The sequence below is a fragment of the Herpetosiphon llansteffanensis genome (genome assembly GCF_003205875.1).
In the GTDB taxonomy this organism is placed as follows: domain Bacteria; phylum Chloroflexota; class Chloroflexia; order Chloroflexales; family Herpetosiphonaceae; genus Herpetosiphon; species Herpetosiphon llansteffanensis.
In genome coordinates, this window is the sequence record NZ_PUBZ01000033.1 from 68,301 (window position 1) to 81,006 (window position 12,706).

10 protein-coding genes are annotated in these 12,706 nt (G+C 50.9%); 6 read left to right on the plus strand and 4 right to left on the minus strand.

Going from position 1 to position 12,706, the window contains the following annotated elements; all coding sequences use genetic code 11:
- Positions 1 to 123: 123 nt before the first annotated feature.
- Entirely contained in the window at positions 124 to 1,875 is a 1,752-nt protein-coding gene (gene pabB, locus C5S61_RS02145) for an aminodeoxychorismate synthase component I (RefSeq protein ID WP_205701344.1), read from the minus strand.
- Positions 1,876 to 1,973: 98 nt separating this feature from the next.
- On the opposite strand from pabB, the gene trpC reads away from it, so the two are divergent.
- The 3 genes from trpC (at position 1,974) to C5S61_RS26715 (ending at position 5,527) form a co-directional block, all read left to right on the plus strand.
- Positions 1,974 to 2,792, plus strand: a complete 819-nt coding sequence (gene trpC / locus C5S61_RS02150) for an indole-3-glycerol phosphate synthase TrpC (protein ID WP_110513480.1) — start codon at positions 1,974 to 1,976, stop codon at positions 2,790 to 2,792.
- A gap of 242 nt (positions 2,793 to 3,034) precedes the next feature.
- On the plus strand, positions 3,035 to 4,714 hold the full coding sequence (gene ettA / locus C5S61_RS02155; RefSeq protein WP_110513481.1) for an energy-dependent translational throttle protein EttA: 1,680 nt from the start codon (positions 3,035 to 3,037) through the stop codon (positions 4,712 to 4,714).
- Positions 4,715 to 5,296: 582 nt separating this feature from the next.
- Complete coding sequence (locus C5S61_RS26715; protein WP_164689173.1) at positions 5,297 to 5,527, plus strand: hypothetical protein; 231 nt, start codon at positions 5,297 to 5,299, stop codon at positions 5,525 to 5,527.
- Between the two features lie 53 nt (positions 5,528 to 5,580).
- Here C5S61_RS26715 and C5S61_RS02165 read toward each other — a convergent pair whose 3' ends face one another.
- The 3 genes from C5S61_RS02165 to C5S61_RS02175 form a co-directional block, all read right to left on the minus strand.
- The gene (locus tag C5S61_RS02165; RefSeq protein WP_110513483.1) at positions 5,581 to 6,645 is read right to left on the minus strand and encodes a saccharopine dehydrogenase family protein; all 1,065 of its coding nucleotides are present in this window, start codon (positions 6,643 to 6,645) and stop codon (positions 5,581 to 5,583) included.
- A gap of 67 nt (positions 6,646 to 6,712) precedes the next feature.
- Positions 6,713 to 7,009: an ArsR/SmtB family transcription factor gene (locus C5S61_RS02170; RefSeq protein WP_110513484.1), complete on the minus strand. Its 297-nt coding sequence runs from the start codon at positions 7,007 to 7,009 to the stop codon at positions 6,713 to 6,715.
- A 168-nt stretch (positions 7,010 to 7,177) separates the two neighbouring features.
- Positions 7,178 to 7,939 (minus strand): DUF2249 domain-containing protein, encoded by a 762-nt coding sequence (locus C5S61_RS02175; RefSeq protein ID WP_110513485.1) that lies wholly within the window; start codon positions 7,937 to 7,939, stop codon positions 7,178 to 7,180.
- A 269-nt stretch (positions 7,940 to 8,208) separates the two neighbouring features.
- Here C5S61_RS02175 and lon point away from each other — a divergent pair, with 269 nt between their 5' ends.
- The 3 genes from lon to C5S61_RS02190 all read left to right on the plus strand — a co-directional run bounded on the left by lon (position 8,209) and on the right by C5S61_RS02190 (position 12,427).
- The gene (gene lon, locus C5S61_RS02180; RefSeq protein ID WP_110513486.1) at positions 8,209 to 10,656 is read left to right on the plus strand and encodes an endopeptidase La; all 2,448 of its coding nucleotides are present in this window, start codon (positions 8,209 to 8,211) and stop codon (positions 10,654 to 10,656) included.
- Positions 10,657 to 10,849: 193 nt separating this feature from the next.
- On the plus strand, positions 10,850 to 11,221 hold the full coding sequence (locus C5S61_RS02185; protein WP_110513487.1) for a response regulator: 372 nt from the start codon (positions 10,850 to 10,852) through the stop codon (positions 11,219 to 11,221).
- Positions 11,222 to 11,233: 12 nt separating this feature from the next.
- Positions 11,234 to 12,427 (plus strand): class I SAM-dependent rRNA methyltransferase, encoded by a 1,194-nt coding sequence (locus C5S61_RS02190; protein WP_110513488.1) that lies wholly within the window; start codon positions 11,234 to 11,236, stop codon positions 12,425 to 12,427.
- Positions 12,428 to 12,706 lie beyond the last annotated feature (279 nt).

The following is a 12,706-nucleotide window of genomic DNA, read 5'->3' on the forward strand; positions in this document are numbered from 1 at the left end:
GTTAATAGCTAGTTAGCTATGCAAATGCGCGCGTATATCATAATTATATGAATATAAAGTGGTATAACATCGGGCGTTATACCACTTTTTGCTATACCTTTAGTCCTAGTACCGCTAGGGTTATTAATAAGAATTGGTAACGTCTGTAGTATCTAGTTCCACTAAAACCCAGCCGCGGATACTATTGATGAGCCAAATTCGACTAGCCGCATGGAGATCGGCTAGGACTAAAGTACGTTCATGAATGGCGTGTTGTTGCAACAATTCGGCGCGATATGTGCCCGCTAATAATCCGGCGCTGACTGGGGGAGTCCATCGCTGGCCGTCAAGCTCAAGCACAACGTTGCCTCTGGTAAATTCGGTCAACTGACCATGCTCATTCCACAGCAATACATCAAAATATGCGGGGGATTCTTGGGTGAATGCGGCATACACCATGCGGTTGGTGGTTTTGTGGTAGAGAAAACGATTGTGCGAGTTAACCGCTGTGGGAGCCAGCATCACCTTTTGGCCATCGGCGGTCGGCGTTAACGGCGTGCTGATAATTGCGATCTCACCCGCAGGGGTGAGGTTCAAGCGCACGCGTAAGGGTGTTGGGCAAGCTTGGCTATGCTGATGGAGCGCTGCAAGCAGCGCCGTTCGATCATAAGCAAAGCCAAAATAGGCCGCCGAAGCCTGCAAGCGCTGCAAGTGATGCTCCATCAACCAGTAGACCTGACCATCCCAGCGCAGAGTCTCAATCAAATCGAATTGCGGCCAACGCTCGGTCAATAATTGAGCTTTAAGTTGGGCCTCTGCATATTCGTCATCGGCCTGCGAATCCCAGGTTATGCCGCCGCCCACGCCATATTCCGCCTGCTGCTGGCGCTGATCGATCCAAACGGTGCGAATTGCCACATTAAAGGTTGCGCTGCCATCAGGCCGTAGCATGCCAATCGCGCCACAATAGACCGCCCGTGGCTCAGCCTCAAGCTGGCGAATTAATTCCATCGTTTTAACTTTGGGCGCGCCAGTGATCGAGCCACACGGAAACAGCGCTTGCAGAATATCGAGCAGGCTGGTGTTTGGCTTGGTTTTGGCGGCCACGGTCGAGGTTAGTTGCCAAAGTGTGCGATAGCGCTCTAGCTCAAACAAACGTGGCACGCCAACGCTGCCAATTGCCGCAACCCGACCCAAATCGTTGCGCAACAGATCAACAATCATCAGGTTTTCGGCGCGATTTTTCTCCGAGGTCTGTAATTGACGAGCCAAACGTTCATCTTCTTCGAGCCAACGCCCGCGTGGCGCAGTGCCCTTCATAGGCTTGGTAGTCAAACGCTGCTCGCGCCAATCGAAAAAGAGTTCAGGCGAAGCCGAAAGTATTTGATAATCGCCAAGATCGAGGTAGGCACAATAATTGGCTGCTTGGGCAGCGCGTAAATCGTGGTAGAAGGCCAAGGGATCGCCGCTGAAATCGGCACGCAAGCGTAAGGTATAGTTGACTTGGTAGGTTTCACCACGGGCAATTGCCGCATGAATCGCACTCATCGCCTGCCGATATTGCTCAAGGCCCATGCTTGGTTGCCACGCTGAGAGCTGATAGGAGTGGGTTTGTGGTCCTAAATTCTGTGGTGCAGAAAAAGCTGCAAACCACACTAATGGCAAGTTGGCTGGTGGATGACACGCCAACGCAGGATCAAATGCTGCTGCCGCCTCGTAGCTCAAATAGCCAATCACATATGCGCCAGCTTGTGCCGCAGCTTGCGCAGCTTGAATCGTCGGAAGCACCTCGGCGCTGGTCATCGCCTGATAGACCGCCAACGGTTGGCGAAACTCCAACGCTTGGGGTTGCCCAGTCGCATCGGCAAAATCAAAACGCCCATAGATCGCACTCACGAATTGTTGCCTCCCAACAATAAAGCCAATTGGCATAGCGCTAAACCATATGCTACTCTAGCGCCATGCACCGCTGTTTCTAGCCCACGAGGTTTCCCATGAATGCGACAATTTTAGATCAGATTTTTGCCCATAAACGCACCGAGGTCGAACGCCAAAAATTGAAGGTTCCTCAAACGAAACTTGACCAACAATTGGGAACGTCGCCTGCACCGCGCAGTTTGCGCCAAGCCTTGCGCCAGCCCGACCGCATTAGTTTGATCGCTGAAGTCAAGAAGGCCAGCCCATCCAAAGGGGTCTTTTTGGAACATTTCAACCCGACCGAACTTGCAGAAACCTATGCAATCAACGGGGCGGCGGCCATTTCGGTCTTGACTGATGTGCGGTTTTTTCAAGGCAGCCTGATCTATTTGCGCACTATTCATGAGCATCTCGACAAGTTAGGCTATGCCACGCCGTTGTTGCGCAAAGATTTTATCTACGATCCCTACCAAATTTATGAAGCACGGGTTTACGGCGCTGATGCAATTTTGCTGATCGTCGGCATGCTCGATGATCAAACGTTGCATGAGTTGTATACGCTGACCTATGGATTGGGCATGGAAGCCTTGGTCGAAGTGCATACTGAAACTGAAATGGCGCGTGCCCAAGCGCTACAAGCCCAAATTATTGGTATCAACAACCGCGATTTACATAGTTTTAGCGTCGATATTGCCACAACCCAGCGCGTTGGAGCCAGCTTGCCAGCCATCGGCGATCCGCAACGGCCTGTGTTGGTGGCCGAAAGTGGCATTCATGGCCCTGATGTGTTGCCAACCTTGCACGCATGGGGCGTTGATGCAATTCTCGTCGGCGAATCGATTGTGCTTGCCCCCGACCATGCCGCCCACGTCCGCGCCTTGAGCCAAACTGAATAAAGAACATAGAACATAGAGCATAGAACATAAGGTTAGGTGCTAGATATAAAGGTTTATTAGGTTAACCACGATTTGATCCCCTCACCCCACCCCCTCTCCCACGTTCAGTGGGAGAGGGGGTGGGGTGAGGGCATGCTCTGAATTGCAAGTCCTATGTTCTATGTTCTTTGCTCTATGTTCTACTCCCCCCAAATTCAAGTACAATAAGGCCGAATGAAATCTGGCATAGATGTGAGGTGTTTGTGGATAACAAAGTTATCTACTCGATGGTTCGGGTGAGCAAAATTCATCCGCCCAATAAGCAAGTATTGAAGGATATTTCGTTATCCTATTTTTTGGGCGCAAAAATTGGCGTGCTCGGGACAAACGGTTCCGGTAAATCGAGCCTGCTGCGCATTTTGGCCGGTGTTGACCAAGAGTTTCAAGGCGAAACGGTGCTAGCGCCAGGCTATACGATTGGCTACCTTGAGCAAGAACCACAATTAGCCGCTGGCAAAACAGTACGCCAAATTGTCGAGGAAGCGGTTAAACCAGTTGTCGATGCCCTGCGCGAATACGATGAAATTAACGCCAAATTCGGCGAATCGATGAGCGACGACGAAATGGATGCGCTGATCCAACGCCAAGGCGAAGTGCAAGATAAACTTGACCAAATGAATGCCTGGGATTTGGATAGCCGCCTCGATTTTGCCATGGATGCGCTGCGCTGCCCACCATCAGATACGCCAGTCGAGGTGCTTTCTGGGGGTGAACGTCGGCGGGTTGCGTTATGTCGCTTGTTGCTCGAAGAACCAAGCATTTTGCTGCTCGACGAACCAACCAACCACCTTGACGCTGAATCGGTGGGTTGGCTCGAAAGGCACTTGCAAGAATACCCGGGCACGGTCATCGCTGTTACCCACGATCGCCACTTCTTAAATAATGTGGCTGGCTGGATTTTGGAGCTGGATCGTGGCCAAGGGATTCCGTGGAAAGGCAATTATTCATCGTGGCTTGAGCAAAAGCAAAACCGCCTTGCCAACGAAGAAAAAGTCGAATCACAACGCCAAAAAACCCTCCAACGCGAGTTGGATTGGATTAACATGGCTCCCAAGGCCCGCCAAACCAAAAGCAAAGCGCGGATCAACGCCTACGAGCAATTGCTCAGCCAAAATACCGAAAAAGCCCAAGGTGAATTGGAAATTTTCATTCCACCAGGGCCGCGTTTGGGCGATATTGTGATTCGCTCCAACGATGTGAGCAAATCGTTTGGCGACAAATTGCTTTACGACAACCTGACCCTCGATTTGCCTGCGGGCGGGATTGTGGGCATCATCGGGCCAAACGGTGCTGGTAAAACCACCTTGTTCCGCATGATCACCGGCCAAGAACAGCCAGATAGTGGTGTGTTTGAGGTTGGTTCAACCGTCAAGTTGGCGTATGTCGACCAAAGCCGCGAAACGCTCGACCCCGAAAAAACCGTCTGGGAAGAAATTTCCGAGGGCGCTGAACAAATTCAATTGGGGCCACGCACGGTCAATTCACGCGCCTACGTCGCCCGCTTCAACTTCTCTGGCTCAGACCAACAAAAGAAGGTCGGCAGCCTCTCAGGTGGCGAGCGCAACCGTGTGCATTTAGCCAAAATGCTCAAATCGGGCGCAAACGTCATCCTGCTCGACGAACCAACCAACGACTTAGACGTGCATACCTTGCGCGCCTTGGAAGAAGCCTTGGAAAATTTTGGCGGCTGTGCCGTGATTATTTCCCACGATCGCTGGTTCCTCGACCGGGTTGCCACCCACATGCTGGCCTTTGAAGGCGACAGCCAAGTGGTTTGGTATCCAGGCACCTACAGCGAATACGAGGCTGATCGCCGCAAACGCTTAGGCAGCGCCGCCGATCATCCACATCGCATTACCTATCGCAAGCTGCGCCGCGATTAATTTTGCATGTTTCCTCACCCCTACAATGATGCAAAACTACACACTAAAACCCCTCTCTCGTCGGACGGGAGAGGGGTTTGGGGTGAGGGAATCAGCGATCCTATTGACAAGCCAGATTGGCTTTGTTATGCTCCTAGCCGAGATTAAGAGTCGCCTCATTCCAACAAACCACCAAGCTTCATCGTTCTCTCCACTTAATTTCAGCACCTTTCAGCCAAGCAGCACGCCCAACCAGCGTGGTGTTATTGCTTAATCTCATAATAAAATACAATTCAATATTGTGCGCAAAAACCTAGAAAATAATTTAATTTTCACGTTAAATTTGCTTTTGAGTGCGAGGTTTTCATGCTTTTCTATCTATTCATACTCGGAATACTATTAATCGTTTGGATCAGCTTAGTTTATAGTTATGCATTTTTCAAAACAAAAATTCGCTGGTTTCTATTGCATAGTTTACGATGGATAAGCATTGGTCAATATTTTGCCTTATTAATCTATTTGATTCAGCAAGGAGCATTACCGCTACCATATCCTGAAATAATTATCGTTGGCATAATTTGCTTAATCATAGGCCGAAAATATGTGCCAATGCTGCGCAATGCCTATACCGAAGGGCCATATCGAACTAGTGATCTGCTGCTGTTGCGCGTGCAAGCGCCTACCCAAGCTGCTGGGCAAGGAGTTTTTGTGCCATTTAATGGTGCAGTTGATGTTGGCGCACAACCCACATTACGCAATGGATTAATTGTGCATGGTGCAATTGTTATAATTAATTTTCTGATTCTGTATGGTGCATTCTTGATGGCACAATAAGCCTTGGCAAATCAGCAGCGCCTTGTTACTTCGCAAGACGCTGCTCATCCAAATCAATTTAATTCCACCCCAAGCTGTTGCATGCGCTCCAAGGCATAAGCCAGCTTCGGCGCAGTTTCAGGGAAGTAGATGCCTGCATCCAAGGCTGGGCTGCCATCCAATCCCAGCATGGTTTCAAGCTGAATCACCGCGCCCACCGCAGTCAAATGGGTTTGGCCTTGAGGATCAACAATCGTTTTGGTCAGTTGCTGTGGATTGCCAGCAGCATCACGCCCACTAATCTGCCAAACCAATTCATGGGCCGCACCCTTGCCAGGATTGTAGAGCAACGAATGGCGCAAGCGATCGAAGCGCCGATGCATCAACAATTTCCACACGCCCGAGCGCGCCAAGCCCAACAATAACCCCATGGTCAAGCGATCATCAAACGTAATCCGCGCCGAAACACTGGCCGCTTTGGTGCTTTGCGGCAACGTCCATTGATCGGGCGTGTCGAAGCGATAGGTTTTAGCCCGATAGCCGTTGGGAAACGTGACGGTTTGCGGCTCGGTATACGGGTAAACCTCACGTGGCTGATGCTTTTCAGTGATCGTAAATGGCGTAGTAAGATGCTGCATATATTCAATCGAATTTGGCCCAGCTTTATCCTTGAGCGAAAATAGCACATGCAAATCCAGCTGTTCGGTTTGGGCTAATTGCTGGGTTGCAGCAACCGCCACCACGCTCGCCAAACCCGCCATCCAATGCGAGGCAAAAAGCAACGGAGCCTTGAGCGCAGCCCGATCAAGCCCATGCAAGGTATGTTGTAAACGTGATGTCCAGCGCGTAATATCGACCAGCGGAATGCCACGGGCAACGGCTTCGTGCAACACATAATCATGCGGATCGTTAACTGCATTGATGATGGCCTGCGGTTGCAAGCCAGCCAACGGATTTGGTTTGAGCACATCAACTGCCGCCGCGCTGGTGTGTGGGCCAAGTTCGGCCACTAGCTGCTGAGCCTGATCTGGGTTGCGCCCAGCCAAAATCAAGGGTAAATCGCCATGGCTCTGGCGTAAGATTTGGGCAATTTGCGAACCAACCACCCCATAGCCACCTAAAATCACAATTGCGTGCATGCGATGTCTCCTCAAAATATATATCGTCATTTCGGAATATAACGATATATCAAATAAAAAAAAGCGTCTATTCATAGATACAGGTTTTTAAGTAGGCCAATAATTCTTCTGCATAGGCCACCATTTGTTGGTTATCTGCTTGATAGATGACTTCTTTGCCTTGGCGAGTTGAAGTCAGCAAGCCTGCGCGTTTGAGCAGTGTCAAGTGCTCCGAGGCTGTCGATTGGCCAATTTGGGCCAGTTCGGCAATTTCGCCAACCGTCAGTTGCTGGTGGCTAGCAAACAAAAACAAGATCGTTTGGCGGGTTTCGTTGCCCAAAGCCCGCAAAAAAGCCTGAATTTCATGTGGCAGCGCCGATGTCATAACCAACCCTCATTTCGGTAATCAACGATATGATAACCGAGCTTTGGCTAAATGTAAAGCTTGGGTTTTATGCGCGTTGCTTTTATAGCCATGCTACTTAAACCTCAATGCTATAGCAACCCAAAAGCCCCTCGCGTTGGCTAGGCGAGGGGTTGAGCTGCGGCGATTCTAATTTACCGAAATCAATGGCCGACTAATGGTGGTGATATAGCCATAATCGATTGCGCGACTGGTGCTATAGATAAAACCACGTTCGTCGAGCATTGGGAACAAATAAGTTGGCTGAAGATCGGTCAAGCTCAGCAATTGCTGGCCTGGCTCCAAGTTGGTCAAGGCTTCCAAAGTATTGACCAAGGGCAACGGCGTTTTAAGCCCGCGATTATCGATCACGGTGTAGTGCTGCGGCTCGAGGCGGGCAGCAAACCATTGCTCTTCACCAGGAAGTTTGCGATACAGATAACAATCCCAGTGTGCTTTATTCGGACATTGCCAACTAACAAAGCCTTGATGCTCTAAACTTGCGCTGAGCTGGGTGGGATCAAAGGAATTAACCAACAATAAGACCGTTCCGGCGGGCACAGTTTTGGCGCTGCGCAAAATAAATTGCACAGGGTCATCAACTTCATTGGTGATCTGATCGACATGGATTGTTTGATAAATTGGGCGTTCTTGCAGCCAAGCAGGGGGTTCAATTGAGGGCGTAACTGGCTGTTTGCTGGCATTCAAGGCTTGATTAACCGCCATCAGCAACTGATCAACGTCCATGTGCAGCATTTGGGCTAGTTGGCTCAAGGTCAACCAGCGGCTTAACATTCGCCGTAGATGGACATTCGAAAGCCGCGCCAGCCTTGGCACATTCAACACCAGCCAATCTTCTAGCTCTGGGTAACGCCCCAGTAATTCTCCAACACGCATCGTTGCGGTAATCATCGCAGCCTCCCCCAGACCTTCAGAGCCTGTTGCCGTTGCGTGGCCATACCATCCTCCTTTGTGGTGCTTCAAGTGTAATCAGCCAAGCCCAAGCGCTAAAGTGCGATTTTGCTTACCGTATGTAACAATTTCTTCACACGACCCATAAAGGCCGATCTCGATGGTCGCGCAGCGGGCCAGCAACCGTTGATCGCCAGAAGGCTGTGCTATAATGCCCCGTATGTTTCTGCAAGCAACTCAATCTGGACTTGTGACAAAAGGTGTAACCCATGGCAGATGATGGACAGTTGGTGGATGATGTTCAGGTAGCAGCCAGGGTTGAATTACCTGTGCTCCCGCTGATTAATACCGTGCTTTTCCCGACAATGGTCACCCCGCTCTTTGTAGCCCGTGAGCTATCGATGGCCGCAATTGAAGCAGCAATGAGCGCTGATCGACGGATTGTCGCAGTAGCCCAACGCACAATTGAAATCGAGGAGCACGATACCAGTCAACTGTATCAGGTCGGGGTCATCGCCCATATCGAACGGGTATTAAAGCTGCCCGATGGCACAACCTCGGTTTTGGTTCAAGGCCAACAGCGGGTGCAAATTGTCGATTGGCTAGCAACCGAACCCTACATCAACGCCCAAGTACAGATTATCGAGCCTGATCAGGAATCGAGTTTGGCGGTCGAGGCGATGATGCGTGGCGTGTTGGCCTCGTATGAAAAAGTCGTCAAGCTCAGCCGCACGATGCCCGATGATGCTTATGTTGCCGCCCTCAACCTTGAGGATGGCAGCGCCTTGGCCGATTTGATCGCCTCAACCTTGCCGCTTGATATTGGCCGCCGCCAGCAATTGCTCGAACTATTCGAGGTCGAGGAACGCTTGCGCCGCTTGAGCGTTGTGCTTTCGCAAGAGCTTGATGTGCTTGAGCTAGAGCATCACATTCAAAATCAAGTCCAAAAAGAGGTCGATAAATCGCAACGCGATTTCTTCCTGCGCGAACAACTCAAGGCCATCCAAACCGAGCTTGGCCAAGAAGATCCGCTGACCCGCGAATTGAATGAATTGCATGATCGGATTGTGGCCGCTGATCTGCCTGCCAAAGCCCAAGCCAAAGCCCTCGAAGAGCTTGGCCGCTTGGAAATGATGCCGCCAGCAGCGCCCGAATATAGCGTTATTCGGACGTATTTGGATTGGCTGTTGGAATTGCCTTGGTCGAAAACGAGCACTGATGTCAACGATCTTCAGGTTGCCGCCCAAGTGCTCGAGAATAACCACTATGGATTGAAAAAGGTCAAAGATCGGATTTTGGAATTTATTGCGGTGCGTATGTTGGCTGGTGATAGCACCAAATCGCCAATTTTGTGCTTTGTTGGCCCACCAGGCGTTGGCAAAACCAGCCTTGGTCGCTCGGTTGCCGAAGCTTTAGGCCGCGAGTTTGTGCGGCTTTCGCTCGGTGGCGTGCACGACGAGGCCGAAATTCGTGGCCATCGCCGTACCTACATTGGCGCAATGCCAGGCCGCATCATCCAAACCATGAAAGATGCTGGCACAATCAACCCCGTCTTTATGCTCGATGAGATCGATAAACTAGGCAACGATTTTCGCGGCGATCCGGCGGCAGCCTTACTCGAGGTACTTGATCCTGAGCAAAACAATACCTTTGCCGATCACTACCTCGATTTGCCCTATGATCTTTCGAAGATTATGTTTATTACCACCGCCAACATGCTTGATCCGATCGACGAGCCATTGCTCGATCGGATGGAGATTGTCGAGCTGCCAGGCTATATCGAAGAAGAAAAAGTGCAAATTGCGCGTAAGTTCTTGATTCCCAAGCAGATCGAAGCGAATGGCTTGAAGCAACATCCGATCACCATCAGCGATGAAGCGTTGCGCCAAATCATTCGCACCTACACGTGGGAAGCAGGCGTGCGCAACCTTGAGCGCGAGATTGGCGGCATTTGTCGCAAAATCGCCCGCCGTGTGGCCGAGAAAAAGCGTTATCCACACCGAATCACGCCAACCATGCTCACCGATTTTCTTGGTCAGCCACCGTTCGACTATAGCCGCGCCAACGACCGCGATGAAATTGGGGTCGCGACAGGCATGGTTTGGTCGAGCAATGGCGGCGATGTCGTGGCAATCGAAACGGCAATCGTCGATGGCAAAGGCACAACCACCTTGACCGGCCAGCTTGGCGATGTAATGCAGGAATCGGCGCAAGCGGCGCTCTCGTATGCGCGGGCTTCCTCGCGGCGTTTGGGAATTGATGGCAAGCGCTTCGAGAAAATTGATATTCATATTCACGTACCAGAAGGCGGTGTGCCCAAGGATGGGCCATCGGCAGGCATTACCTTAGCCTGTTCGGTAATTTCGGCCTTGACCCATCGGCCATTGCGCCGCGATGTGGCCATGACAGGCGAAATTACCTTGCGCGGGCGGGTGCTGCCAATCGGCGGCTTGCGTGACAAAATCTTAGGCGCATTTCGGGCTGGCATCACGACCATGCTGATTCCCAAAAAGAATCTGCGTGACCTTGAAGAAGTGCCAAGCAACGTGCGCCGCCAAATTACTGTGATTGCGGTAGAACATATGGATGAAGTCTTACCAATTGCCTTTGTTTCGAATCCGCTTGAGCGTGGCAGCCAACACCAGAGCGACAGCGATCAGACCAGTTTAGTGCTGCCAACGATCACCCAACCGCAGCTTGGCTCAGTCGAATTGTGATTTATTGCGCAATTTGGTAAGCTTAGAAGTAAAGTCACCCTCGTAAGCTAGGACTAAAGTCCTCCATTGAATCATTACGACGCGGTAATCTTGACAGTGGCTATGGTTACTAACATCGATTACCAGTTGGATGAAATAAGCGTGACCTTTGCGAGGTTTTATATCGATCTACATTACGGGGGTATAGAAAATTATGCAACATATAGTAGTTGTTGATGATACACCATCACTTGCCGACCTGGTTATGCGCATGTTGACCCGCTATGGCTATAACGTGCGCACCTTGAATGGCGGGCTGCAACTGATTGAATATATGCGCCAACATCGCCCGGCGCTTGTACTACTCGATGTAGGACTTCCAGTCAAAGATGGCTGGACGCTGATTCGCGAAATTCGCATGCAGCCCGATTTGGCGCATATTCCGGTGATTGCGGTTACCGCCCATGCTGCCGAGGAAGATCGCCAACGCGCCTTTAGTGCTGGCTATACCAACTACATTTCCAAGCCGTTTGATGTGCAAGATTTATTGCAGATGGTGCGTGGTTACGTGCCATCGGCAGTCTAAGAGGAGTCGTGTGTGGCCGCCCGTTCAATGCCAACTATCAATTTGCCAACTCAGCTCAAGGCCCATTTACAGGCAGGCCATCCATGGGTTTATCGCGACCATGTGCCGCCTAGTACCCGCTTAGATAGCGGCACATGGGTGCGGCTGCACTGTGGCAATTGGCAAGGCTTTGGTTTGTGGGATGCGCGCTCGCCGATTGCGCTGCGCATCTTCTCAAGCCGCATGCAACCAGATGTCAACTGGATCAAAACGATGGTTCAGCAGGCATGGCAAGCACGCGAACCATTGCGCCAAACTGCCACAACCGCCTATCGACTGCTGTTTGGCGAAGGCGATGGAATGCCAGGCATCACCATCGATCTCTACAACCAATACGCGGTGATTGCGACCTATGCAGATTGTGTTGAGGTCTTGATTGCCGATGTCGTCAAGGCCTTGCAAGCCAGCGTGCCACAACTACGTGGTGTGGTGCGTCGCCGTCGCGACGATAGCGAAAACGACGATGAAACTGGCAAGATCGAGTTGTTGTGGGGCGAATTGCCACCAGCAAATTTGGTTGTGCAAGAGCATGGCCTCAAGTTGATTGCTAATCTGTTTGAGGGCCAGAAAACCGGCTTGTTTCTCGATCATCGTGAGAATCGCCATACAATTGAGCAATGGAGCAAAGGCAAAACGGTGCTCAATTGCTTCTCATACACTGGAGCATTTTCGTTGTATGCAGCGCGGGGCGGAGCAAGCGCAACCACCAGCGTTGATATTGCGCCAGCAGCTGCCCGCGATGCAGAGCAAAATTTTGTGCTCAACGATTTGATGGGCGAACAGCATACCTTCTTAGCCCGCGATTGCTTCGATTTTCTGCATCGCACCATTCAGCGCGGCGAAACCTACGATTTGGTGATCTTAGATCCGCCCTCATTTGCCCGTTCAAAGAAGAATATTCATGCCGCCACCCGTGCTTATGTCAAACTAAATGCCTTGGCAATTCAATGTGTGGCAACTGGTGGGCTATTGGCTTCGGCCAGCTGCACCAGCCAATTGTCGCCAGCTAATTTCCGCTTGATGCTTGGCGAGGCTGCGGCTCAAACCGACCAACAACTGCGGATTATTCATGAAGCTGGGCAGGCGCTCGATCATCCAGTGCCAGCGCATTTCAACGAGGGGCGCTATCTCAAGTTTGTGCTTGCCCGCGTCGATGAGCGCATGTAAGGGATGAAGAAGAACATAGAGCATAGAACATAGAACACAAAGCATAGAACATATGGCTATCGGCTATGGGCTAGCGGAACATTGATTGAAATTTCCAACAATCCCCGATAGCCAAACGCCTGTAGCCAAAAGCCTCATCTTCGTGGCCCTTCGTGTCCTTCGTGGATCAATCGTTTAACGCAGGAAGGATAAAGTCACATTGGGCTTTGGCTATTGGCTTTGGGTTGGCACGGACATAATCCTAAAAATCTGTGTCAATCTGTGGCCAAAAAATAATTA

Bases quoted from the DNA above. Each gene is read 5' to 3' on its own strand.
- trpC (WP_110513480.1), top strand. From the start codon at position 1,974: ATGAATGCGACAATTTTAGATCAGATTTTTGCCCATAAACGCACCGAG.
- C5S61_RS02165 (WP_110513483.1), bottom strand. From the start codon at position 6,645: ATGCACGCAATTGTGATTTTAGGTGGCTATGGGGTGGTTGGTTCGCAA.
- C5S61_RS02170 (WP_110513484.1), bottom strand. From the start codon at position 7,009: ATGACATCGGCGCTGCCACATGAAATTCAGGCTTTTTTGCGGGCTTTG.
- C5S61_RS02175 (WP_110513485.1), bottom strand. From the start codon at position 7,939: ATGATTACCGCAACGATGCGTGTTGGAGAATTACTGGGGCGTTACCCA.
- lon (WP_110513486.1), top strand. From the start codon at position 8,209: ATGGCAGATGATGGACAGTTGGTGGATGATGTTCAGGTAGCAGCCAGG.
- C5S61_RS02185 (WP_110513487.1), top strand. From the start codon at position 10,850: ATGCAACATATAGTAGTTGTTGATGATACACCATCACTTGCCGACCTG.